Below are 23,689 nucleotides of genomic sequence, written 5' to 3' on the forward strand. Positions count from 1 at the left end.
AGTTATGGATATTCAGCTTGATCGGTTGTATCCGTCAATCTGTCCGTTCACTGTTGCTGCATCCTTGTCCGGAGACCCTATGGGATGTTGTAAGCGTCTGAAAAACAAACAAGTTTAGCGTATCCGCCCGGCCATCCCGAGGCCGTTGCGTGCGCAACGGTTTTAGGGTCGCAGCGTCGAGCACGCTGCCCGGCTCCAGTCGATTCACCCCTGCGCTTGAAGGTCCACCGCGTGTCGGCACGCGGTGCGGGCCCGCTCGCGCCATGAAAAACGTAGAACGTGAGGAGAGAACCAAGATGGCACGCAACACCCGCAGCAATACGATGAACACCACCCGCAACCCGAGCCTGCGCGCGCCCGCCCTGCTGGCGGCGCTGGCCGGCCTCTGGAGCGCCGGCGCGTTCGCCCAGGCCACCGATGTGAAGATCGGCTTCGCGGCCCCGCTGACCGGCGGCCAGGCCCACTACGGCGCGGACTTCCGCAGCGGCGTGGAAATGGCGATCGAGGACGAAAACGCCACCAACCCGACCATCGGCGGCAAGCCCGTGCACTTCGTGCTGGACGCCTACGACGATCAGGCCGACCCGCGCACCGGCACGACCGTCGCGCAAAAGCTCGTCGATGACAACGTCGCCGCCGTGATCGGCCACTTCAACTCGGGCACCAGCATCCCGGCCGCGCCGATCTACGCCAAGGCCGGCATCCCCGAAATCGCCACGGCCACGGCGCCCGCCTACACGCGCCAGGGCCTGCCGACGACCTTCCGCCTCGTGACCTCCGACGCGCAGCAGGGCAGCGTGCTCGGCGCCTACGTCGTGAAGGATCTGAAGCTCAAGCGCTTCGCCGTGATCGACGATCGCACGGCTTACGGCCAGGGCGTCGCCGAGGAATTCGCCAAAGCCGTCAAGGCGGCGGGCGGCACGGTGGTCGCGCAGGAGTTCACCAACGACAAGGCCGTCGACTTCCGCTCGATCCTCACGCACATCAAGTCGGCCGACGCCGACGCGATCTTCTACGGGGGCGCCGACACGCAGGCCGCGCCGATGCTCAAGCAGATGAAATCGCTGGCAATCAAATCGACGCTGATCGGCCCGGACATGATGCATTCCGCCGAACTGATCAAGATCGCCGGCCCGGCCGCCGAAGGCGCGCTGGCTTCGTCGGGCGGCAGCCCGCTCGACCAGATGCCGGGCGGCAAGAGCTATGTCGAGCGCTATTCGAAGCGCTTCAACAAGCCGGTCGAGCTGTATTCGCCGTACGCCTATGACGGCACGCGCGCGGTGTTCGCGGCCATGAAGAAGGCCAATTCGACCGATCCGCACATCTATCTGGCCTCGCTCAAGGGCACGGCGATGAAGGGCGTGACCACCAACGAACTCGGCTACGACCAGTACGGCGATCTGAAATACGGCGGCGTGACGGTCTACAAGGTCGTCAACGGCCAATGGCAGCCGCTCACGACGGTCGGCACGAAGTAAAGCCAGCGCGAAGTCAGTGAACGCTCACGCCGCGCGCCTTCGGGGCCGCGCGGCGCACACGGGACAGCCGGCGGTACCCGGCTGCGGCGCGCAAACCGGCGGGTCACACTTCTCCGCTCGCCGGCACGCGCGCCGGGTTGACACGGGCTCTCGCGCGACGCGGGAGTCCGTTTTTTTGATCTATCAAAATTTTTTTGCGCGGTTTCGCTTCCGGCGACGGCAATTCGCCGCCATACGCGATGCTCCGTCAGACGGGGCTTTGAGCCCTTTTAGGGTCGGGGTTAAACGAGCGTTCGGTTGTGCAAGCCCGAACCGCACTACAATGCATGCCGTCCACTGGTTTGCCGGTCGTTCGTTATATGTGTTTGTGTCCCGAACGCCGTCCTGTTTGCACCGAACATGCCCCGTTTTTCCAGACTTACCCCGTTCCTGCTGATTCCGCTCGTTGCTGCTCTTGGCGCGTGCTCATCCGCCAAACCCAACAAGTTTCAGGATGACCAGTTGCTGAGCAGCGCGCCCAGCCCGTTCTCGCGCAGCTTCAGCTACGCCAGCGCCGATGCCTGCGAGGCCTCGCGCCGCGCACTGCTGAGCCAGGGCTACATGACGACGATGACGCACAACGACACCGTCGACGCCACCAAGAACTTCCAGCCGACCAGCGATCAGCACATCGTCGTGGAAGTGCACGTGGTCTGTACCGTGGCGGACGCGACCAACACCAGCATCGTCTACGTGAACGCCGTGCAGAACGGCTATGCGCTGAAGAAGAGCGATACGTCGGCGAGCGTCGGTTTGTCGATTCTGGGGTCGGTGTCGCTGCCGATCCGCTCGAATAGCGACGAAATGGTGAAGGTGTCGAGCGAGACGATCCAGTCGGGCGCGTTCTACACGCGTTTCTTCGAACTGGTCGCGAAGTATCTGAACACGGTCGCGAAGAGCGAACCGGTGCCGGGTAGCGGATCGATCAAGATCACGCCACTGCCGTCGGGTCTGGAGCCGGTCACGGCTTTGGCTAACTCCGGTGCGCCTGGCGTGGCGGCGCCGGGCACCTCGGCCGTCCCTGCCGCGGCCGTGGCGGCTGCGGCAACGGGCGCAGCGGCGCTTCACCCGGACTCGCTCGCGGCCACGCCGGTGTTGAGCGCGATGCAGCCGACGCAACCGACCAGCAACGTGCATGCGGTGATGCCAGTGGCGCCCGCCGCCACGGCGACGCTGCTCGCGCCGGTCGTGCCTGCTGCGGTGGCAGCGACGGCGAGCGGTGCGAATGGTGCAAGCGGTGCGAGTGCGGTGGGTGTGGCCAGCGCCGCCAACCCGGCCAGCGCGCCGGCTACCGCTGCCGTTCAAGGCGCGAGCCAGAGTGTCTCGACTACGGCAGCGGCTACGGCAGCCGCGCCGGCTTCGGCGGCATCGTCGCCCATGAAGGCGGCAGCAGCAGCGCCCGCCAGCGCCGCAGAAACCCTCGCGGCCGCTTCAACGCCCGCAACCGCCAGCGCCACGACTGCGGCGGCGGCGGCGGCTTCGAGCGTCACGACCACCGCCACGACCTCGCCCTGAGGCCGTTCCAGCGGGGACGCGCCTAGCGCAGCCCCGCCATCATCGCGCCCATTCCCACCAGCAGGCTGCCCATCAGCCGGTTCACCGCGCGCAGGCGGCGCGGCCGTTGCAGCACATGGCGCAGCCGGTGCGAAAACAGCGCCATCGACGCCACGCCGCCCGCAAACAGCACCGCAAAGGTCGCCGCCAGCACCAGATACTGGCGATTCGCGCTCCACGCCGCATCGGCGCTCATGAACTGCGGGAAAAACGACGGAAAGAACAGCAGCGTCTTGGGATTGAGCCCCGAGGTCGCGAACCCGCGCCAGAACAGATCGCGATGCGAAGTGAGCGCGGGCTCCGCAGCGCCGCTCTCCTGCGCGCCGCCGAGCGTGCGGCTGCGCCACTGCTTGCAGCCGAGCCACACCAGATAAGCCGCCCCCACCCAGCGCAGCACCGTGAGCGAGTGCTCACTGATCAACAGCAGCGAATTCAGGCAAAGCGCGGTCAGGCCCAGTTGCAACAGCACCGCGAGCGTGCCGCCCCAGACGCAGGGCAGCGCACGGCGCCAGCCGGCCTGCAGCGCCTGGCTCATGGTGAGCACGTTGACGGGGCCGGGGGTGTAGACGAGGATCAGCGCGGCGGCGAGAAACGACAAATACAACTGGAGCGACATGTCCGGGAGTTCTGGCTAAGGGCGTATCGAGGAAATGCGGCCCGGCAACAGGCGCGCAACGGAAATTCGGCAATAAAAAACCGCGCAACAGCGCGGTTTTCAAATGCCATCCGCCCGATCGGACGCTGCTGGACGCGAGATAGTCGCGTGCCGCGCCCGATAGCCGCCGCAGGGTGCAGCGAGGATCGGCTCAGACGGTCCACCGCGGCTTGTGGCTGCGGCGGCGCGCCCCGACGCGGGGAGGTGGCCGCGTGGGTCGTGCCAGGCGAGAAGGCATGTGAAAAATATACCGGGATTGGGGCGGGATAGGCTTCCTGTTTTCCAGTGCAAACCGTCCTAAACCAGAAGCTTGTTCCGATAGAATCCAGTTTTCCTGTACAAGATTCTTTTCACCATGACCACGCGCGAACGGCAGCCCAAAACCCTCGACAACCAGGACCGCAAGATCCTGCGCGCCTTGCAGCAGAACGCACGGCTGTCCAACGCGGAGCTGGCCGAGCAGGTCGGCATGTCCACGACGGCGTGCTGGAACCGCACCCGCCAGCTCGAAGCCGATGGCTATATCGACGGTTATGTGGCGCTGGTGAACCAGCGCAAGCTGGGTTTCGCCGATATCGTGATTCTGGAAGTCACGCTCGATCGCCATGAGGACGACGCGCTCGCGCGCTTCGGCTCCGAACTCGCGGCGCTGCCCGAAGTGCTGGAGGCGTATCTGGTGTCGGGGGAATACGACTACTGGATCAAGGTGGCGGTCGATGGCACGGCCGGCTACGAGCGTTTCCTGCGCGAGAAGCTTTATCGCATCTCCAGCATCCGCCATAGCCGGTCGATGTTCGCGTTGCGCTGCATGAAGGATGTCGCGTCGATGCAGGTTTGATTCGGCATACGAAATAAATCAGGCATTGGGCGAGCGCGCCCCGCTCGCCCGCAGAATCATCTTCACGACTTCCTCGGTGGTCGCCTCGAAACTGGCCGCCGACAAGGCGCGCTTGCCCGCGAGCGCGCGTATCTGCGCTTCGAAGTCGGCGTAATGCTGCGTGGTCGCCCAGATCATGAAGAGCAGCGTTTTGGGCTCCACCGGCGCGAGCAGACCTTCGGCGATCCAGCGCTCGATCAGCGTCACGCGCGACTCCATCCACGGCTTCACGCGTTTCAACAGAATGTCCTGCATATGCGTCGCGCCGCTGATGATTTCATTGGCCCACACCTTCGAGCCTAGCGGCCGGCGCCGCGACAGTTCCATCTTCGCACGCACATAACCGCCAATCGCCGCGACGGGGTCGCTGCTCGCATCGAAGGTATCGGCGGCCGCATTCCATTCCTCGAACAGATCGTCGAGCACGCGCCAGTAGAGCGCGAGTTTGGTCGGGAAGTAGTAATGCAGATTCGCTTTGGGCAGGCCCGCGCGTTCGGCGATCAGCGCGGTGCTCGCGCCTTCGAAACCGCGTTCGGCGAATACGGCTTCGGCACAGGCGAGCAGATGCGATTCGTTCGACGCGCGAATCGAAGCCTTGCGGCGCGGCTTATCGGCTTTGTCGGCTTTGGTGGCAGCCTGGCCTGCGCTTGGGCGCACAGCAAGGTTCGCGGCTGGCGTGTCGGTGTCGTCGTCGCGCATGGCATCGGTCCGTTCGAAGCGTTCGAAAAGGAAGGCATCGCGAGGCGACGCCGGAATCATTGTAGACACGCGACGCGTACAAGGTGATCGCACTCGTTGCGAATCCACGGGTAAACCTGCGTGCCGCGCGGTGTTTTTCACGCACTGCAACATCGATGGCACGCTTTTCGCTCGTAATACCGCATTGAATTCCCAAAGTTTATGGCCTACAACCTGTCCAATCGGACAGGATTCGGCGAGCGGGAAATCACTGCCCCGAACGAGCGTCGGGTGCATGCACTGGAATCGCGCAACTTATGCACAACACGCCCCAGACGATGGCACCGATGCACGCTTCATGAACACGCTTCATTCAGACAAGGCAGTCGCGGTCCCCACAGCGGTCATTTAAAAAACTCGCCGCGCCGCACTGCACCGCCAGTCGAACATTGACAGGAGAGCACGCATGAACGTAGTAAGCGAAGCCGCGCTGACCACCGCGATTCACGTGAATGGCCAGCGTCTCTGGGACAGCCTGATGGAAATGGCGAAGATCGGCGCGACACCCAAGGGCGGCGTGTGCCGCCTCGCGCTCACGGATCTCGACAAGCAGGGCCGCGATCTCATCGTCAAATGGGCGAAGGAAGCGGGCTGCACGGTAAGCGTCGATCAGATGGGCAATGTGTTCATGCGCCGCGCCGGCCGCAACAACGATCTGCCGCCCGTGATGACGGGTTCGCACGCGGATTCGCAGCCCACGGGCGGCCGCTTCGACGGCATCTATGGCGTGCTGGGCGGTCTCGAAGTGATCCGCTCGCTCAACGATCACGGCATCGAAACCGAGCATCCGGTCGAAACGGTGATCTGGACCAACGAGGAAGGCTCGCGCTTCGCGCCCGCCATGGTGGCCTCGGGCGTATTCGCGGGCGTGTTCACGCTCGATTACGGTCTGTCGCGCAAGGACGTGGACGGCAAGACCATCGGCGAGGAACTCAAACGCATTGGCTACGCGGGCGATCTGCCCTGCGGCGGCCGCAAGATTCACGCGGCGTTCGAACTGCATATCGAACAGGGGCCGATTCTCGAAGCGGAGAACAGGACGATTGGCGTCGTAACCGATGCGCAAGGCCAGCGCTGGTACGAAGTCGTGCTCACGGGCCAGGAGGCGCACGCCGGCCCCACGCCGATGCCGCGCCGCCGCGATGCGCTGCTGGGCGCTTCGCGCGTCGTGCAGCTTGTCAATGAAATCGGCCTGCGCCACGCGCCGCTCGCCTGCGCGACGGTCGGCATGATGCAGGTGCATCCGAACTCGCGCAACGTGATTCCGGGCCGCGTATTTTTCACGATCGACTTCCGCCATCCGCTGGACGAAGTGCTGGCGAAGATGGACGCGGAACTGCGCGAAGGCATCGCGAAGATCGCCGAACAAGGCAAGCTCGAAACCGAGCTCGAACAGATTTTCTATTACGCGCCGGTGCCGTTCGACAAGGCCTGCGTGAAATCGGTGCGCGCCGCCGCCGAGCGCTTTGGGTATTCGAATCGCGACATCGTGTCCGGCGCGGGCCACGACGCCTGCTATCTGGCGACGGTTGCGCCAACCTCGATGGTGTTCGTGCCGTGCATCGACGGTATCAGTCACAACGAGATCGAAGACGCGACCCAGGAGTGGATTGAAGCGGGCGCGAACGTGCTGCTGCATGCCATGCTCGAACGCGCCAGCGAGCCGGGTTGAGCCTGAGCGTTTAGTCGAATAGCGCCATAACAAAGCTGTTCCCCACGTACCGGCTGCCGCGCAACGCGCAGCCGGCGGACCCGTGTTTTGCCTCGCAAGGAGCATCCGGATGTCCCACTCCGCCATCAAAAATACGCGTGCCACGCAAGGCATCGCAGCAGCACGGCTTAGCGCAGAAGAGCTGGGCTGCCAGTTCGCCGATGTCGCGCCGCCGCTTTCCGCGGGCGCTGCCGTCATCGCTTCCGATCGCTGTCACTATTGCTACGACGCGCCTTGCGTCGCGGCCTGCCCGACCGGCATCGACATTCCCAGCTTTATCCGCAAGATCGGCAACGGCAATCTCAAGGGCGCCGCGCGCGATATCCTCAGCGCCAATCCGCTCGGCGGCATGTGTTCGCGCGTGTGCCCGACCGAAATCCTCTGTGAAGGCGCCTGCGTGCGCAATCATCAGGATGGCGAACCAGTTCAGATCGGGGCGCTGCAACGTCATGCCACCGACTTCCAGATGGCGCGCGAGAGCGAAGGCGCCGCGCCGCTGTTTCGCCGCACGAGCGAAACGGGCCGCAGCGTGGCGGTGATCGGCGCGGGACCGGCGGGGCTCGCGTGCGCGCATACGCTCGCGCTCGCCGGACATGACGTGACCGTGTTCGATGCGCGCGAGAAGCCCGGCGGCCTCAATGAATACGGCATCGCCGCTTATAAGACGGTGGACGATTTCGCGCAGCGCGAAGTTGCGTGGCTGCTCTCGATTGGCGGTATCGAACTCGCGCAAGGGCAGCAACTGGGCCGCGATATCACGCTCGACGCGCTGCGTGAAAAATTCGATGCGGTGTTTATCGGCATCGGGCTGGGCGGCACGCATGCGCTGAAGATCGACGGCGAAGCGCTCGAAGGCGTGCGCGATGCGGTGGACTTTATCGCCGGGCTACGCGAAGCGGACGACCTTGCAACGCTGCCCGTGGGCCGCCGCGTGGTGGTGATCGGCGGCGGCAATACCGCTATCGACGCCGCCGTGCAAAGCCGCAAGCTGGGCGCGGAACACGTCACGCTCGCGTATCGCCGGGGCAGCGCGCAGATGAGCGCGACGTGGGCCGAACAGGAATTCGCGCGCCAGCAAGGCGTGACGATTGTGGAGTGGATGAAGCCCGTGCGGATCGTGGGCGATGGCGTGGTGCAGGCGGTGGAGTTCGAGCGCGCCGCGCTCGATGCGAACGGCGTGCTGCAAGGCGGCGGCGAGTTCGAGCGTATCGAGGCGGACATGGTGCTCAAGGCCATCGGCCAGACGTTGCTGCCCGCCGGGCTCGAAGCCTTGCAGTTGAGCGAAGGCGGCGTGCGCATTGCCGTCGATGCCGATGGCGCGACCTCGCTCGCGGGCGTCTGGGCCGGCGGCGATTGTGCGGGCCACGGCGCCACCGATCTCACCGTGCAGGCGGTGCAGGACGGCAAGCTCGCGGCCCGCGCGATCGACCGCTATCTCGCCGCGCAAACCGGCAAGGCCGCTTAAGGCAGAAGCACTAAAGCCAACGCAAAAGCAAACGCCCCACATCGATAAAACAAGGAGTCGCATCATGGCCGATCTGCGCTGCTCGATTGCCGGTATTGAATCGCCCAATCCGTTCTGGCTCGCCTCCGCGCCGCCCACCGACAAGGCCTACAACGTCAACCGCGCCTTCGAGGCGGGCTGGGGCGGCGTGGTCTGGAAAACGCTCGGCCTCGATCCGCACGTGGTCAACGTGAGTTCGCGCTACGGCGCGACCACGTGGCGCGGTCAGCGCATCGCGGGCCTGAACAATATCGAGCTGATTACCGACCGCCCGCTCGACGTCAATCTCAAGGAAATCGCCCAGGTCAAACGCGACTGGCCCGACCGCGCGCTGATCGTCTCGCTGATGGTGCCGTGCACCGAAAGCGACTGGAAATGGATTCTGCCGCTGGTGGAAGACACCGGCGCCGATGCCGTGGAACTGAACTTCGGCTGCCCGCACGGCATGAGCGAGCGCGGCATGGGCGCGGCCGTCGGTCAGGTGCCCGAGTACATCGAAATGGTCACGCGCTGGGTCAAGGAAGGCACGCGCCTGCCCTGCCTCGTCAAGCTCACGCCCAATGTCACGGATATTCGCCACGGCGCGCGCGCGGCGCTCAAGGGCGGCGCGGACGGCGTTTCGCTCATCAACACCATCAACTCGATCGTGGGCGTCGATCTGGACGTCATGGCGCCGCTGCCCACCGTCGACGGCAAGGGCACGCATGGCGGCTACTGCGGCCCGGCCGCCAAGCCCATCGCGCTGCACATGGTCGCTGAAATCGCGCGCGACCCGCAAACGCAAGGCCTGCCGATCTCCGGCATCGGCGGGATTTCCGACTGGCGCGACGCCGCCGAATTCATGGTGCTGGGCGCAGGCAGCGTGCAGGTCTGCACCGCCGCGATGCACTACGGCTTTCGCATCGTCGACGACATGATCGACGGTCTGTCGAACTGGATGGACGACAAGGGCTACGCGAACCTCGACGCGATTCGCGGCCGCGCCGTGCAGAACGTCACCGACTGGCAGTACCTGAATCTGAACTACGACATCAAGGCGCGTATCGATCAGGACCGCTGCATCCAGTGCGGCCTCTGCCATATCGCCTGCGAAGACACCTCGCATCAGGCCATCACCGCGACAAAGGACGGCGAGCGTCATTTCGAAGTGGTCGATGCGAATTGCGTCGGGTGCAATTTATGCATGCATGTTTGCCCGGTCGATGCATGCATCACGATGGAGCGCGTCGACAACGGCCGCTATTCGAACTGGACCACGCATCCGAACAATCCGGCGCGCGTGGCCGATCCCAAAGCGGCCTGATCCTAGCCAGTCATTCAACATAAACCAAACGACAAGACCCGGAGAATCCGCATCATGAGCCAGCCAGCAATGAGCGGTGACGCGAGCGCGCGCCACAGTGCCAGCGAGTTGTACAACGACGACCTCGCGCCCACGGGCGTCGCGCAGCGCACGTGGCGCTGGTATCACTTCGCGGCGCTGTGGGTGGGAATGGTGATGAATATCGCTTCCTATATGCTCGCGGCGGGCCTGACCGAACAGGGCATGTCGCCGTGGCAGGCCGTGATCACCGTCTTGCTCGGCAACGTGATCGTGCTCGTGCCGATGCTCGCCATCGGCCATGCGGGCACGAAATACGGCATTCCGTATGCGGTGCTGGTGCGTTCGTCGTTCGGCACGCAGGGCGCGAAACTGCCGGCCATGCTGCGTGCCATCGTGGCGTGCGGCTGGTACGGCATTCAATCGTGGCTGGGCGGCAGCGCAATCTACACGCTCGCGAATATCCTCTTTCACAACGCGCTCGTAGGCGATGCGCTGCCGTTTCTCGGCATCTCCATCGGCCAGGGCGCGTGCTTCCTGCTGTTCTGGGTGCTGCAGCTTTACTTCATCCTGCACGGCACGGATTCGATCCGCTGGCTCGAAAGCTGGTCCGCGCCGATCAAGGTGGTGATGTGCGTGGCGCTGGTCTGGTGGGCTTGCTCGAAGGCGGGCGGCGTGGGCAGCATGCTTTCGCAGCCTTCGCAGTTCGCGGCGGGCGGCAAGAAAGCCGGCCTCTTCTGGGCCACGTTCTGGCCGAGCCTCACGGCGATGGTGGGCTTCTGGGCCACGCTCGCGCTGAATATCCCGGACTTCACGCGCTTCGCGAAAACGCAGAAAGATCAGCTGGTGGGTCAGGCCATCGGCCTGCCGATTCCGATGGCGCTGCTGTCGATCGTATCGGTGGTGGTGACGTCGGCGACGGTCGTGATCTACGGCAAGGCGATCTGGGACCCGATCGATCTGACGAGCCGCATGGAAGGCATCGGCGTGGGCATCGCGCTGGTGATCCTCACGCTCGATACGATGTGCTGCAATCTGGCTGCGAATCTGGTCGGCCCGGCCTACGACTTTTCGAGCCTCTGGCCCAAGGGCATTTCGTACAAGATGGGCGGCCTCATTACGGCGGGCATCGCCATCGTCATGATGCCGTGGAAGATTCTCGCCACCACGCAGGGCTATATCTTCACGTGGCTCGTGGGTTATTCGGCGCTGCTCGGGCCGGTCGCGGGCATTCTGATGGTCGATTATTTCCTGATTCGCGGCACGCGCCTGAACACCGACCAGCTCTTCGAAGAAAGCGGCGAATATGCCTATTCGAACGGCTGGAACCCCGCCGCCGTGATCGCGCTGCTTGCGGGCGTGCTGCCGAATCTGCCGGGCTTTCTCAACGTGGCCTTTCCGAACGCGTTCCCTTCCGTACCCGACGCGTTCAAGGGACTCTATACCTATGCGTGGTTCGTGGGCCTCGCGATTGCCGCCGTCGTCTATGGCGTGCTGATGAAACTCGGCAAGAGCCGCAGGCCGAGCATCGCGAACGCATGAACGCATAACTACACTGGAAATGCAGGCTCAACCGAAGGAGACATAGCATCATGGCGATCCTGATTCGAGGCGGCACCATCGTCGACGCGGACAAGACCTATCGCGCCGACGTGCTCTGCGACAACGGCACGATCACGGCGATCGGCGAAAACCTCGACGCGCCCGCGAGCGCCACCGTGGTCGATGCGGGTGGCCAGTATGTGATGCCGGGCGGCATCGACCCGCACACGCATATGGAGCTGCCCTTCATGGGCACGAAGGCGCACGACGACTTCTATACGGGCACCGCGGCGGGTCTCGCGGGCGGCACCACGTCGATCATCGACTTCGTGATTCCGAACCCGAAGCAGCCGCTCATGGAAACCTTTCGCGAGTGGCGCGGCTGGGCCGAAAAAGCCGCCGCCGATTACGCCTTTCACGTGGCCGTGACGTGGTGGGACGAAAGCGTGCATCGCGACATGGGCCTGCTCGTGAACGATCACGGCGTATCCAGTTTCAAGCACTTCATGGCGTACAAGAACGCCATCATGGCCGACGACGAAATCCTCGTGAACAGCTTCACGCGCGCGCTCGAACTGGGCGCGCTGCCGACCGTTCACGCGGAAAACGGCGAACTGGTGTTCCAGTTGCAGCGGCAATTGCTGGCGCGCGGTTTTACGGGACCGGAGGCGCATCCGCTTTCGCGTCCGCCCGAAGTCGAAGGCGAAGCGGCCAATCGCGCGATTCGTATTGCGCAGGTGCTGGGCGTACCGGTGTATATCGTGCACGTATCGGCGAAAGAGGCTTTGGAGGCGATCACGCGCGCACGTGCGGAAGGCCAGCGCGTATTCGGCGAGGTGCTCGCCGGGCATCTGGTGATCGACGAAGCGGTGTATCGCGACCCGGACTGGACGCGCGCCGCCGCGCACGTCATGAGCCCGCCGTTCCGCACCAAAGAGCATCGCGATGCACTCTGGCGCGGCCTGCAAGGTGGTCTGCTGCAAACCACGGCCACCGATCATTGCGTGTTCTGCGCCTCGCAGAAAGCCATGGGACGCGACGATTTCACTCGGATTCCTAACGGATGCGGCGGCGTGGAAGACCGCATGGCGATCCTCTGGGATCAAGGCGTGAATACGGGCCGCCTCACGCCGAACGAATTCGTGCGCGTGACGTCCACCAACGCGGCGCAGATCTTCAATCTCTATCCGCGCAAGGGCGCAGTGGCGGTAGGCGCGGATGCCGATCTCGTCGTCTGGGACCCGGAAGCCACGCGCACGATCTCGGTGAAGACGCATCATCAGAACGTGGACTTCAACGTCTTCGAAGGCATGACGGTGCGCGGCGTGCCCACGCATACGGTCTCGCAGGGCGAACTGGTCTGGGCCGACGGCGATCTGCGCGCGCGGCGCGGCGCGGGGCGCTATCTCAAGCGGCCCGCCAATCCTGGCTATCTGCAGGCTTCACGGCTCGCAAAGCAATTGAAGGAAACCGAGCCGGTGCATCGCGAAGGCGATAAGGTCGCCTGATGGCCGGGTTCAGTACTGCACGACGATAGCCACGCGCCGGTTCAAGGCGCGGCTAGCGGGGTCGGTGCCGGCAACGAGCGGGAAGTTGTCGGCCCGGCCGATCGCCGCGAGGCGATGCGGCTCGACGCCGCGCTCCACCAGATAGCGCACCACCGCGCCCGCGCGCGCCGAAGACAGCTCCCAGTTCGACGCATAACGCGCGTTCGCAATCGGCGTGCTGTCCGTATGTCCTTCCACGAGAATATTGCCGTTGGGCACTTGCGCCAGCACGCCCGCCACACGGCTCAATACGTCGAAGGAATCGGGCAGCAACGCGGCATCGCCTGCGTTGAACAGCACCTTGGCATTGATGCCGATCTCCACGCCATGCGCGACCGGCGCGATGGTGATCTCGCCGCGTGCGCGCAGCGGATCGAGCGAGGCCATTAGCGTGCGTTCGACGCCTTGAGGCTGGGCGGCGCTCGCGGGAACCGCCTGCGTCTGAGTTTGCGTTTGCGTCTGTGTCTGAACGCGCAAATCCTGTTCATGACGCTTCGCCAGTTGCATCGCGTAGAGCGCGAGGAACAGCACCATCATCGTCGTGATGAGGTCGGCGTAAGAAAGCAGCCAGCGGCCGGACTGCTCGCCGTTTTCTTCTTCGTCGTGATCGAGAATGTCCAGCGTGAAATCGCGCGCCGCGTGCTTGTCGGGTGACGTTTGCATGCTTGTGAGTCCGCTCGCGCTCAATTGACCGTCGCGCCGGCCTGCGCGTTCTGGCGCGCCCAGGCGTTCGCATCGCCGCGCGCGCCCACTTCGCCGGCAAGACGCGTCGCGATCATATGCGGCGTTTCCTTGCGCGAAATCGCGAGCAGACCATCGAGGTAAAGCTTGCGCAGACGCAGTTCGCTTTCGATATGCGCGCGCATCTTGCCGTAAAGCGGCAGGAACACGAGATTGGCCAGCGCGAGACCATAAAGCGTGGCGACAAACGCCACCGCGATCCCCGTGCCCAGCTGCGAAGGTTCCACCAGATGCGCGGTCACCTGAATCAGACCAAGCACCGAACCCAGAATGCCGAAGGTCGGCGCATAACCGCCCGCCTGCTGCCAGACGCGCGCGGCGGCCATATTCGCGCGGCCATACGCTTCGAGTTCGCGATGCAGCGCGTCTTCGAGCACCGCGGTCGACACGCCGCCCGCCAGCAATTCCAGACCGCGCCGCGCGAACGGATGAATACCGTTCCAGTCCATCGACTCGAAAGCAAGCAGGCCGTTGAGCTTGGCCTGATCGCCCCATTCGAGCACCGCCGCGAGGCTGGCTTCATCGACCTGTTGCGCGCGGATAAATACGGTGCGCAGGCGGCGGATCGCGTCGAAGAAACGCGCCCAAGTATTCTGGATCATGACCGCGCCGAGCGTGCCGCCCAGCACGACCAGCAGCGCTTCGGGCTGAAGCAGCGAAGCGAAGTGACCGCCTTCGAGCATAAAGCCGATCACCACGGCCGCACCACCCAGAAGGACTCCGAACAAAGTAAGCAGATCCATGCGTGTTCCGATATTCAATATGTGTGACGCAGGCGGAACCGGCGCGCCCGACTATCGCGGGCGCGCCAACGGTTCGGCCTGTGGATGAATTACGCGGCGTGCGCCTTGAGTTCGCGCACAGCGGTAATCAGACGCTGCTCGATGCCTTCCAGCTCCATCGGATCGGACTTGATCTCGCGGCGCATCAGCCACGAAATCTCGTTCTTGCGCGCCTCGGACAGCACCGACTGCAAACGCTCCGACACCGCCGGATCTTCGAGCGACGCGAGCAGCTTCGCGAGATCGTAAGTATCGAGTGCGTTGACCGCGTCGAAAAGCGTGCGTTGATCGACGAACAGCAGATCGTCGAGCGACTTCACATCGCCCGAGCCGCGATTCGCGCGCTTGGTGAAGTACGCCACGCCCTTCTGCTCGACGAAGTTCAGCACCTTCGACTTCCTGAACGCGAACAGTTCGTCGGCGATTTCGCCATGCGAGAGCTTGTTGAGCAGCAGCTTGCGCTCCACGCCGATCAGCGCTTCCAGATCGCTCAGTTCGATCAGTTCGAGTTCGCTGTTGATCGACACATCGAGATCGTGATCGGCCACCTGGCCCGCACGGTCGATGATCCGCACCGGATCGAAGGTGACGAACTGGCGGCCCAGCGCGCCTTCGCTTGCGGCACCGGCCAGATGCGTGGGCGTCTGGCCCGATTCCATCGTAATGAGGTTGAGCTTTTCCATGCGACGCAGCATGGCCATCACGTGCGGACGCGAATGGCCCGCCACCGCGCGGCATTTGTGCACGACGTCCGCGAGCGCGACGCTCACTTCGCCCGCGCCCGATCCCGATCCTGCGCCTTGACGCAGCCAGCCGCTCTTCGGCTCGGCGCGTTCGGCACCCGCGAGCAGCGACAGCACGTGCGCATAGGACAGCACGCCCGGCATGAAATCGGCGTGCGTGTAAGTGGCGAGTTGATCGTCCTTCGCTTTCGCGCGGCGGATCATGGTGCGCACGACATGGCGCAGCAGCGGCGACACGCGTTCGAGTTCGTCTTCGATGATGTTCGCGGGCACGACGGTCAACTGGCAGAACGACAGCGCCTTGGCCGTGCTCGGGCGCGGCTCGGTGCCCAGCAGCGCGCTTTCGCCGAAGAACTCGCCGCGGCCCAGCGTGGCCGTCACGACGCGTTTTTCTTCACAGCGGGTGGAGATTTCGACTTTGCCGTCGGCGATGACGAAGAGCAGGCGTTCGCCCGCGAAGCCTTCCGAATAGATGACTTCGCCCGGCGCTGCTGTGCGCGACCATGTTTGACTGCGATTCAAGGTGATTCCCCGTGTGCGGTGTCTTTGCCGGCCGTCTCCGGCGCGCGGTTCAAGCCGGGCTCCGGGACGATCGATCTGATTCTCGTATTACTGCCGTTTACGGCTTCGCTCAGGGGGTTCTTGAATCAATTTGCATGGCGTTTGCGTGTGTGTTGCATCGCCACTCCGCCGGATCAGACACAAGACTGATGTATTGCTTCGGTCATCGATACAAATCGCCAGCGCAAACGATTGCACCAGTTTTATATGCGAGTTTTCCTTGAGTCGCGCGTTTGCATTGAGCGGTTCTAATCAGCCCTCAGGCGACAAAAAATATACAGGGCGAAGTGGCATACGTCTGCGCGCTTCGTCGCTTAAGTTCTTGTAATACGTTACCCAAAGCTCGTGAAGCTTTCGAATATCAATTAGCGTGAGCCTGCGTCGCTCCTGGTTGCGCGCAGTCTCGACGGCATCGCGTGTAAAGCCGCCAAGGGCAACGAACAGGCCAACATCTTCGTCACCGAGAACCGCGAGAAACGAGCGAACACCTTCAACCGTCACCGCCGACGTCTGCCGTTTTACCTGCACCTTGATTCGAGGCGGCTTCGTGCCGAGCGGGTCGGGCCACGCAAGGATATCGAGGCCGCCGTCCCTGCCGGGAGGTGCTTCCCAATCCACGTAATAGCCCATCGCCCGCAGCAGATCGCCGACAAGAGCTTGAAAGTCATACGGATTCATGTGATGTAGATACTGCGCTATTTCATCCCATGCCTGCTCTTCGGCTTCCTCCAGCGTGATGCTTGCAGCCTTGCCGCTCGAATTGTCTTCAGGTTCGTCCGGTGTGCTCGGCGCTGCATCAGGCTGTGTCGCTCGCCATTCCTGGTAGAGCTTGACTGCGAGACGATAGAAGGCTTCGGGGTCTTGAAGCTTTTCGTAAGCTGTGCGCCCCTCTTCCGTGATAACCCAGACTCCCTTGTTTTTAAGGAGCCAACCTGCCTTTACGCAGTCAACCGTTGCGAAGCGCACGATCTTGTCGAACCTGCGACCGCCCGAGTCATATTCTCCCTTCTCGTAGTCGGATAGGGTGACGTTCTTCTCAAGCCGAACAAGCGCTTCGCGGGCGGGCAACCCCTCAGGATGATTTAAAAGAATCGCGAAGAGTCCGCGCAAGAGTTCGCCTGTACGACGGCGTGTAATGTCTGCCATAACTGATCCTATCGAATATGCATTTCCAGCGAAGTTGCGTTGCAGCTCGCACCTCAGCAATAAGAAATCATAACGTCCGCTCCAAAATCCCGAGCGGAATTCGATCAAAGAGGATTCAGTTATAGTTAATCACGCCGCCAGCTTGCCGACTGAACCGACCGTTCCATTCGCGGGCGGCACCACCACACCGGCGCGCGCGAAGCGGATCGCATCCATCAGCGCCTCGTGCTCGCCCACGTGATTCGCCAGCAACAGGATCAGTTGCGCGTTGGCCGATTGACTCTGCGCGTCGTCGAGATCGCGATGCATGTCGATCAGCGCTTCGTAAAAATCGTCGGGGCGCGCGAGATTGGGTTGGGTGTTCAGCATCGTCGTCTCCTGTCCCATCTTCATTGTCTTGATTCGATTCGTAATGATCTGCTTAATTGAATCGAAAGACGCCTGCGCGTCTTCCGATTCATCGCTTCAAGCCGTACCTGCCACGCACAGCGCGCGCTTCAAGGCATGCTCCACGCGCGGCGCACTGACGCGATGCCAGCGCGCGCTCACGTGCTGATCCGGGCGGACCAGATAGAACGCGCCGTCCTGCGCGCCATAACGCTGCGTCGCGAGACCTTGCACATCGCGCAGCACCTTCGTGCCTGCCGGCAAGCCTTCGGGCGCTGCGCCCTCGCCTTCGAGCACCGCCACGACATTCAGCGGCACGGCGCCATTCGCCAGCGCGTCGAGCGCGCCGCGCGTTTCGCCATCGAGCACCGAACCCGCGCGGCAAAACAGCAGCCCCGTGAAGCGTCCGCCTAACTGCTTGAGCAGCCATTGCGCGTTGCCTTGCGCATCGGCGAGCGGTGCATCGGCGCACGAAGCACCGGGCACCATCTGCCCGGAGAAGCGGTCTTCATCGGCGGTATTGAGCGTCGATTCATGCAGCACCGCCGGCACCGAAAGACGGCCGCTATTCACCAGTTGACGCGCAAACGCATGCTCGCGCGCCAGCGTGAGCACCGCATCGCGGAACACGCGGCTCACCGCGCTTTTCGGCGTGATGAAATCGGTCGATCGCGTGGAATTGCGGATGTTTTCATCGGCGGCGTATTCGCGTTCGCTCGCGTAGGTGTCGAGCAGCGCGTCGGGCGCACGGTTCTCCAGCACCATCGCCAGCTTCCACGCGATGTTCTCGCTGTCCTGGAAGCCGCTATTCGCGCCACGCGCGCCGAACGGCGAAACCAGATGTGCCGAATCGCCCGCAAACAGCACGTTGCCGTGCCGGAAGCTATCCATGCGCAGGCACGAAAAGGTGTAGATGCTCACCCATTCCAGCTCGAATTTGACGTCGGGGCCGAGCAGCGCGCGCACGCGCGGAATCACGCGTTCGGGCGTTTTTTCCAGCACCGGATCGGCGTCCCAGCCAAGCTGGAAGTCGATACGCCAGACGTTGTCCGGTTGCCGATGCAGCAGCACCGACTGGTTCGGATGAAACGGCGGATCGAACCAGAACCAGCGTTCGGTGGGGAAATCCGCTTCCATCTTCACATCGGCGATCAGGAAGCGATCCTTGAACGTGCGCCCGTGGCTGTCGAGACCCATGAGCTTGCGCACCGGACTGCGCGAACCGTCCGACGCCACCACGTAACGCGCGAGCAGTTCATAAGGACCGTCGGGCGTGTCGATTTCCAGCGCCACATGCGCATCGTCCGAACCGGGCGTGCCGCGTTGCGCAAGACCGGCCACCTTGTTTTTCCAGCGGATTTCGAGGTTCGGCAATTCCCGCGCGCGTTCGAGCAGGAAGCCCTCCACGTAGTACTGCTGAAGATTCACGAAAGCCGGACGATGATGCCCGCTTTCCGGCAGCAGATTGAAGGTGTAAACCAGTTCGTCCTTGCGGAACACCTTGCCCACGTTCCAGCTCACGCCTTTTTCGACCATGCGCTCGCCGCAACCGAGGCGGTCGAAGATGTCGAGCGAACGCTTCGAAAAGCAGATCGCGCGCGAGCCGGTGGACAGCGTGCAGTCGTCGTCCACGAGCACGACGTTGATGCCTTGCTGCGCGAGGTCGATGGCGGTGGCGAGGCCCACCGGGCCTGCGCCGACCACCACGACGGGACGCACGCTTTTCTCGACACCGTCGCCTTGTTCATGGCAACGTGCGTAGTCGAAGCTCAGCGATTGGTAGTCGATCATTGTCTCTCTCCGTCTCGTCTACGACCGCTCAATCCTGCAACGCGTCCCACATGTCCTTGTCGCGCTGCGCCGTCCAGATGCGCGGATGCGTGATGCCGCTCGCCTCGTCATAAGCGCGCGACACATCGAACGGCAGGCAATGTTCGTAGATGAAGACATGGCCGAACTTCGGGTCCATCGCTTCACGCGTGAGCGCCATCGACTGCTTCAGATCGAGCTTCTGCTCGACCGCCTTGCGCCCTTGCGCCAGCAGCGTGGAAACGAAATCCTTCGTGTAATCGAGGCCCTTGTTCACGTCGGCGGGATTGAGCAGCGCGGGGCCGCGGCCCGGCACCAGCTTTTCCGCGCCCAGCGCGCGCAGCGCTTCGAGCGTGGCGGGCCATTCGGCGAGTTGCGCATCGCCGCAATAACAGGCCGCGTCGTATTCCACCAGGTCGCCCGAGAACAGCACCTTTTGCTGCGGCAGCCACACCACCGTATCGCCCTTCGTATGGCCCGAGCCCAGATGCGCGATCTTCACTTCGAGCTTGCCGAGGTACAGCGTGATTTCCTTCTCGAACACCAGGGTCGGCCACGTGAGGCCCGGCACCGTTTCGACGCCTGCAAAGAGGCGCGGAAAGCGCTCGATTTCCGACTTCATGTCCTGCTCGCCGCGCTCGACGATCATTTCATACGTGCCGCGGCTCGCGATGATCTGCTGCGCGCCTTCCTCGAAATACGCCGATGCGCCCAGCACGCGCACCGCGTGATAGTGCGAGAGCACGACGTACTTGATGGGCTTGTCCGTGACGCTGCGGATCTTCGCGATGAGATCCTGCGCCATGGCGGGCGTGGCCGTGGTATCGACGATCAGCACGCCGTCGTCGCCGATGATGACGCCCGAATTCGGATCGCCTTCCGTCGTGTACGCGTAAGCGTTTTCCGAGAGCTGGGTGAAGGTGACCTGCTTTTCTTCGAGGTCGGCCTGCGATGCGAACGCCTTTGCCATCTGAGTCTCCGTGTATTGGGGAGGGCGACGAGGCGAGGCAGCACGCATGCGCCGCGGGCGCATGTGATGAGACCGGCGCGCACGCGCCAGCCGGTTTTGTCTCGCCCCGTCTGGTTCTGGTTGAGCCGCTGTTCTGCCGGGGTGAGGCCATGATCGCCCCGGCAGATTTATTTGTCAATGGCGAATACACTCGTCATATGCAAATATTCGATCGCACAGGATTCGCCTGCCATTCGGTTAACATGGACCCTTTTTCAGCCCGGAACAACGAGTGAAGACCCCTCGCAACGCGCCGCCGTCCGGCCTCAAGGACCCAGCCGCTGTCGATGCCGCTATCGCTATCGATGTCGATAACGCCGCCGCCGGCAAGTCGCAGCGCGGCGTCCAGAGCGTCGAAGTGGGCGCGCGCCTGCTGCGCGCGCTGGCCGATGCGCGCGTGCCGCTCGCGCCCAGCGACCTCGCCGCCGCCGGCGAAATCGCATCGAGCCAGGCGCACGCGTATCTGGTGAGCCTCACGCGCCTCGGCCTGATCAAGCGCGACGCGCTTTCCGGGCGCTACGAAGCCGGTCCGCTCGCGCTGCGTCTGGGCTTGCTGCACCTCGCGCAGCAACCCGCGCTGCGCGCCGCCGTACCGCACGCGGCGGCGCTGGCACAGGCCTACAACTGCAGCGTCGCGCTCTGCATCGCCGGGCCGCAGGGCCCGACCATCGTCCGTTACGAGCACGCCAGCCTGCCGCTGCATGTGAACCTGCACGTCGGCACCGTGATGTCGCTGCCAGCCACGTCCACGGGCCGCGTGTTCTGCGCGTTCCTCGACGACGCCACGCTGCGCGCGATGTGGGCCAACCAGAGCGCGCAGCCCGTGTGGCGCGGCACAGCCGCAGCGGATGAGTCCGCCAGCCATGCGCAGCACGACGCCACCTTCACCGCCACGCTCGACACGATCCGCACGCGCGGATTCGAAACCGGCGTCGATGTGCCGAGCCCAGGCGTCAGCAGCGTGTGCATGCCGGTGCTCGACGCGCAGAACATCTTGCGCGTGACGCTGACCGCCATCGGCGCGAGCGGTGCGCTCGACGTGCGCCCTGCAGGCACGCTCGTGCGCGCGATGCGCGACGCCGCCCACCAGATCGCGCAAACCGCTTTCCCATCGACCTGACCATGCCCCGAGCCTCTACGCCTGCCGACCTCAACGAAGCGCCCGAAGCCGCCGACAAACCGCAGCGCGGCATCCAGGCGCTCGACGCCACGGGCGATCTGCTGGCCGCGCTGGTCGCCGCGGGCACGCCGCTTTCGCTGCGCGACCTCGCGGCGGCGGCCGGCATGCCCAGCGCGAAAGCCTTTCCCCATCTGGTGAGCCTGCTGAAAACCGGCCTGCTCGCGCGCGACGAAGCGGGCCGCTACGAAGCCGGCCCCTTGAGCCTCGAACTCGGCCTGCTCGGTCTCGCGCGTCTGTCGCCCGTGCGCGAAGCCGATGCCGAACTCGTCGATCTCGCCACCACCACCGGCATGAGCGTCGCGCTCGCGGTGCCGGGGCCGCTCGGGCCGACCGTCGTGCGCCTCGAAGAATCGCCGCGGCCGCTGCATGTGAGCCTGCGGCCCGGCACGGTGATGTCGCTGGTGAACACGGCGATCGGCCGCGTGTTCGCCGCGTGGCTCGACGACGACGTACGCGCGGCGCTGATGGCGCAGGACGCGCTGCGCCTCGCAGGCGTCGAAACATCGCCGAGCGACGATGCACGGCACACCGAACGCCTCGCCACCATCCGCGCGCACGGTCTCGACACCGCGCTCGACAAGCCGATTCCCGGCATCAGCACGGTGGCCGCGCCCGTGTTCGACCACACCGGCAGCGTCTGCCTCGTGCTGGCGCTGATGGGCCCGTCGGGCCACCTCGACGTCACGCGCGAAGGCAGCAGCGCGCAGCGTCTGATGGCCGCCGCCGAGCGCCTGTCGCGCCGCTTCGGCTACGTGCCGGGCGCGGCGATGCCGCCCCTGTAAGCGGCGCGATATCTTCAGCTTTATCCGCCGCTATAATCGCCTTCCAGCGCGGCGCATGGATCGTCGAACCAGCGCGCCGCCGCGTCACCCTGACCACAAGGAAGCGCTCATGAGCACGGCCTCCACCGGTTCCCGCATTGCCCTGCGCCAGGTCGCGGATCTGCCCTGTCCACGCGGCCTGCCGCTCCTCGGCAATCTGCTGCAGCTTTCGCCCACCCGCCTGCACCTGATCCTCGAACGCTGGGCCGAAGAACTCGGCACGCCGTATCGCTTCCAGGTCGGCAGCATTCCCATCACGATCTGGACCGATACCGAGCTGATCCAGCAGATCATGCGCGAGCGTCCGCACCGCTATCGCCGCTATCAGCCGATCGAAGCCGTGCTCGAGGAAATGGGCTGCAACGGCCTTTTTTCCGCCGAAGGCGCGGCGTGGGAAACGCATCGGCGTCTCGTCATGCAGGCGCTGTCGATTCCCAACATCAAGGCGTTCTACGCAACGCTCTCGGACATCACGCAGCGTCTGCGCACGCGCTGGCTGCGCGCGGCCGAGCGCGGCGAGACCGTCGAGATGACCGACGATCTCAAGCGCTACACCGTCGACGTGACCTGCGCGCTGGCCTTCGGCGAAGATCCGCGCACGCTGGAGCGCGATCATGGCGTGATCCAGGAGCATCTGGAGCGCATCCTGCCGAGCGTGATGGGCCGCATCAACGCGCTGTTTCCGTACTGGCGCTACTTCAAGTTGCCTGCGGACCGCAAGCTCGATGAATCACTGGAGGCCGTGCACCGCTACGTCGATGCGATGATGGCGCGCGCCCGCGAACGCATGCGCGACGATCCCTCGGAGATGCCGCGCAATCTGATGGAAGCGATGCTGGTGCAGCAGCAGCAACCCGGCGAGCACGGCGGCGCGCCCATCACCGACGCGCAGATCCGCGCCAACGTGCTGACGATCCTGCTCGCCGGCGAAGACACCACCGCCGATTCGATCGCCTGGACGCTGCCGTATCTGGCCGCCGATCCGGCCCTACAGACGCATCTGGGCGAAGAGGCGCAGCGCGTGATCGGCAATGCGCCGGTTTGCCCCGACTACGCGACGCTCAAGGAACTCGATATTTTCGAGGCGATCTGCATCGAGGCGACGCGTCTGCGCCCGGTCGCGGCGGTGCATTCGTTCGAGCCGCTGGAAGACGTGGTGCTCGACGATGTCGCGCTGCCCAAAGGCACGCGCATGTTCTTCGTCGCGCGCCCAGCGATGGTCGATGCGAAAAATTTCGTCGATCCGCAGCGCTACGATCCGTGGCGCTGGATGCGCAAAGGCGAGCACGCCGAACATGCTGAACACGCGGGCGCGCATGACGTGCGCGCTTATCTGCAGTTTGGCGCGGGGCCGCGTGTGTGTCCGGGCCGCCATCTCGCGACCGTGGAAATGCGACTCGCGCTGTCGATGCTGATGAACGAATTCACGATCGAAATGGCCATCGATCCGGCAAAGATCAACGAGGTGTCGGCGTTTACGATGGTGCCTGACACCATGCCGGTGAAGCTTAAAAAGCGCGTGCGGGCGGCGGTGTAGCCCGGCT

Annotated in this window: 20 protein-coding genes; 11 read left to right on the plus strand and 9 right to left on the minus strand. The window is 64.2% G+C overall.

Going from position 1 to position 23,689, the window contains the following annotated elements:
- The first annotated feature begins 323 nt into the window (after window positions 1–323).
- Window positions 324–1,478: a branched-chain amino acid ABC transporter substrate-binding protein gene (locus tag G3N59_RS20050; RefSeq protein ID WP_205984468.1), complete on the plus strand. Its 1,155-nt coding sequence runs from the start codon at window positions 324–326 to the stop codon at window positions 1,476–1,478.
- A gap of 399 nt (window positions 1,479–1,877) precedes the next feature.
- A complete protein-coding gene (locus tag G3N59_RS20055) occupies window positions 1,878–3,032 on the plus strand; it encodes a DUF2242 domain-containing protein (RefSeq protein WP_205984374.1) in 1,155 nt (384 codons plus the stop codon).
- Window positions 3,033–3,054: 22 nt separating this feature from the next.
- On the opposite strand, the gene G3N59_RS20060 is transcribed toward G3N59_RS20055, so the two are convergent.
- Window positions 3,055–3,687, minus strand: a complete 633-nt coding sequence (locus G3N59_RS20060) for a LysE family translocator (RefSeq protein ID WP_205984375.1) — start codon at window positions 3,685–3,687, stop codon at window positions 3,055–3,057.
- Between the two features lie 394 nt (window positions 3,688–4,081).
- On the opposite strand from G3N59_RS20060, the gene G3N59_RS20065 reads away from it, so the two are divergent.
- Window positions 4,082–4,564, plus strand: coding sequence for an Lrp/AsnC family transcriptional regulator (locus G3N59_RS20065; protein ID WP_205984376.1), 483 nt, complete (start codon window positions 4,082–4,084; stop codon window positions 4,562–4,564).
- Window positions 4,565–4,582: 18 nt separating this feature from the next.
- Here the strand turns inward: G3N59_RS20065 and G3N59_RS20070 are convergent, their stop codons facing one another.
- Complete coding sequence (locus tag G3N59_RS20070) at window positions 4,583–5,302, minus strand: TetR/AcrR family transcriptional regulator (protein WP_205984377.1); 720 nt, start codon at window positions 5,300–5,302, stop codon at window positions 4,583–4,585.
- A 445-nt stretch (window positions 5,303–5,747) separates the two neighbouring features.
- On the opposite strand from G3N59_RS20070, the gene G3N59_RS20075 reads away from it, so the two are divergent.
- The 5 genes from G3N59_RS20075 to hydA all read left to right on the plus strand — a co-directional run bounded on the left by G3N59_RS20075 (window position 5,748) and on the right by hydA (window position 12,927).
- A complete protein-coding gene (locus tag G3N59_RS20075; protein ID WP_205984378.1) occupies window positions 5,748–7,013 on the plus strand; it encodes a Zn-dependent hydrolase in 1,266 nt (421 codons plus the stop codon).
- 109 nt (window positions 7,014–7,122) lie between these two features.
- The gene (locus tag G3N59_RS20080; RefSeq protein WP_205984379.1) at window positions 7,123–8,517 is read left to right on the plus strand and encodes an NAD(P)-dependent oxidoreductase; all 1,395 of its coding nucleotides are present in this window, start codon (window positions 7,123–7,125) and stop codon (window positions 8,515–8,517) included.
- A gap of 64 nt (window positions 8,518–8,581) precedes the next feature.
- The gene (gene preA / locus G3N59_RS20085) at window positions 8,582–9,859 is read left to right on the plus strand and encodes an NAD-dependent dihydropyrimidine dehydrogenase subunit PreA (protein WP_205984380.1); all 1,278 of its coding nucleotides are present in this window, start codon (window positions 8,582–8,584) and stop codon (window positions 9,857–9,859) included.
- A 54-nt stretch (window positions 9,860–9,913) separates the two neighbouring features.
- A complete protein-coding gene (locus G3N59_RS20090) occupies window positions 9,914–11,419 on the plus strand; it encodes an NCS1 family nucleobase:cation symporter-1 (protein WP_205984381.1) in 1,506 nt (501 codons plus the stop codon).
- Between the two features lie 50 nt (window positions 11,420–11,469).
- Window positions 11,470–12,927, plus strand: coding sequence for a dihydropyrimidinase (gene hydA / locus G3N59_RS20095; RefSeq protein ID WP_205984382.1), 1,458 nt, complete (start codon window positions 11,470–11,472; stop codon window positions 12,925–12,927).
- 9 nt (window positions 12,928–12,936) lie between these two features.
- Here hydA and G3N59_RS20100 read toward each other — a convergent pair whose 3' ends face one another.
- From G3N59_RS20100 to G3N59_RS20130, 7 genes are all read right to left on the minus strand, one after another.
- Window positions 12,937–13,629 (minus strand): OmpA family protein, encoded by a 693-nt coding sequence (locus G3N59_RS20100; protein WP_205984383.1) that lies wholly within the window; start codon window positions 13,627–13,629, stop codon window positions 12,937–12,939.
- Between the two features lie 20 nt (window positions 13,630–13,649).
- Entirely contained in the window at window positions 13,650–14,450 is an 801-nt protein-coding gene (locus G3N59_RS20105; protein WP_205984384.1) for a flagellar motor protein, read from the minus strand.
- 89 nt (window positions 14,451–14,539) lie between these two features.
- Window positions 14,540–15,754 (minus strand): cyclic nucleotide-binding domain-containing protein, encoded by a 1,215-nt coding sequence (locus G3N59_RS20110; RefSeq protein WP_205984385.1) that lies wholly within the window; start codon window positions 15,752–15,754, stop codon window positions 14,540–14,542.
- A gap of 291 nt (window positions 15,755–16,045) precedes the next feature.
- The gene (locus tag G3N59_RS20115; protein WP_205984386.1) at window positions 16,046–16,939 is read right to left on the minus strand and encodes an Mrr restriction system protein; all 894 of its coding nucleotides are present in this window, start codon (window positions 16,937–16,939) and stop codon (window positions 16,046–16,048) included.
- 129 nt (window positions 16,940–17,068) lie between these two features.
- On the minus strand, window positions 17,069–17,308 hold the full coding sequence (locus tag G3N59_RS20120) for a DUF2783 domain-containing protein (protein ID WP_205984387.1): 240 nt from the start codon (window positions 17,306–17,308) through the stop codon (window positions 17,069–17,071).
- A gap of 96 nt (window positions 17,309–17,404) precedes the next feature.
- Window positions 17,405–19,117, minus strand: a complete 1,713-nt coding sequence (locus G3N59_RS20125) for an FAD-dependent oxidoreductase (RefSeq protein WP_205984388.1) — start codon at window positions 19,115–19,117, stop codon at window positions 17,405–17,407.
- 28 nt (window positions 19,118–19,145) lie between these two features.
- Window positions 19,146–20,105 (minus strand): MBL fold metallo-hydrolase, encoded by a 960-nt coding sequence (locus G3N59_RS20130; RefSeq protein ID WP_205984389.1) that lies wholly within the window; start codon window positions 20,103–20,105, stop codon window positions 19,146–19,148.
- 334 nt (window positions 20,106–20,439) lie between these two features.
- Here G3N59_RS20130 and G3N59_RS20135 point away from each other — a divergent pair, with 334 nt between their 5' ends.
- The 3 genes from G3N59_RS20135 to G3N59_RS20145 all read left to right on the plus strand — a co-directional run bounded on the left by G3N59_RS20135 (window position 20,440) and on the right by G3N59_RS20145 (window position 23,682).
- Window positions 20,440–21,264 (plus strand): helix-turn-helix domain-containing protein, encoded by an 825-nt coding sequence (locus G3N59_RS20135; protein ID WP_205984469.1) that lies wholly within the window; start codon window positions 20,440–20,442, stop codon window positions 21,262–21,264.
- A 2-nt stretch (window positions 21,265–21,266) separates the two neighbouring features.
- Complete coding sequence (locus G3N59_RS20140; protein WP_205984390.1) at window positions 21,267–22,106, plus strand: IclR family transcriptional regulator; 840 nt, start codon at window positions 21,267–21,269, stop codon at window positions 22,104–22,106.
- 109 nt (window positions 22,107–22,215) lie between these two features.
- Window positions 22,216–23,682, plus strand: a complete 1,467-nt coding sequence (locus tag G3N59_RS20145) for a cytochrome P450 (protein ID WP_205984391.1) — start codon at window positions 22,216–22,218, stop codon at window positions 23,680–23,682.
- Window positions 23,683–23,689 lie beyond the last annotated feature (7 nt).

This window comes from Paraburkholderia sp. Ac-20340 (assembly GCF_017104965.1).
GTDB lineage: Bacteria > Pseudomonadota > Gammaproteobacteria > Burkholderiales > Burkholderiaceae > Paraburkholderia.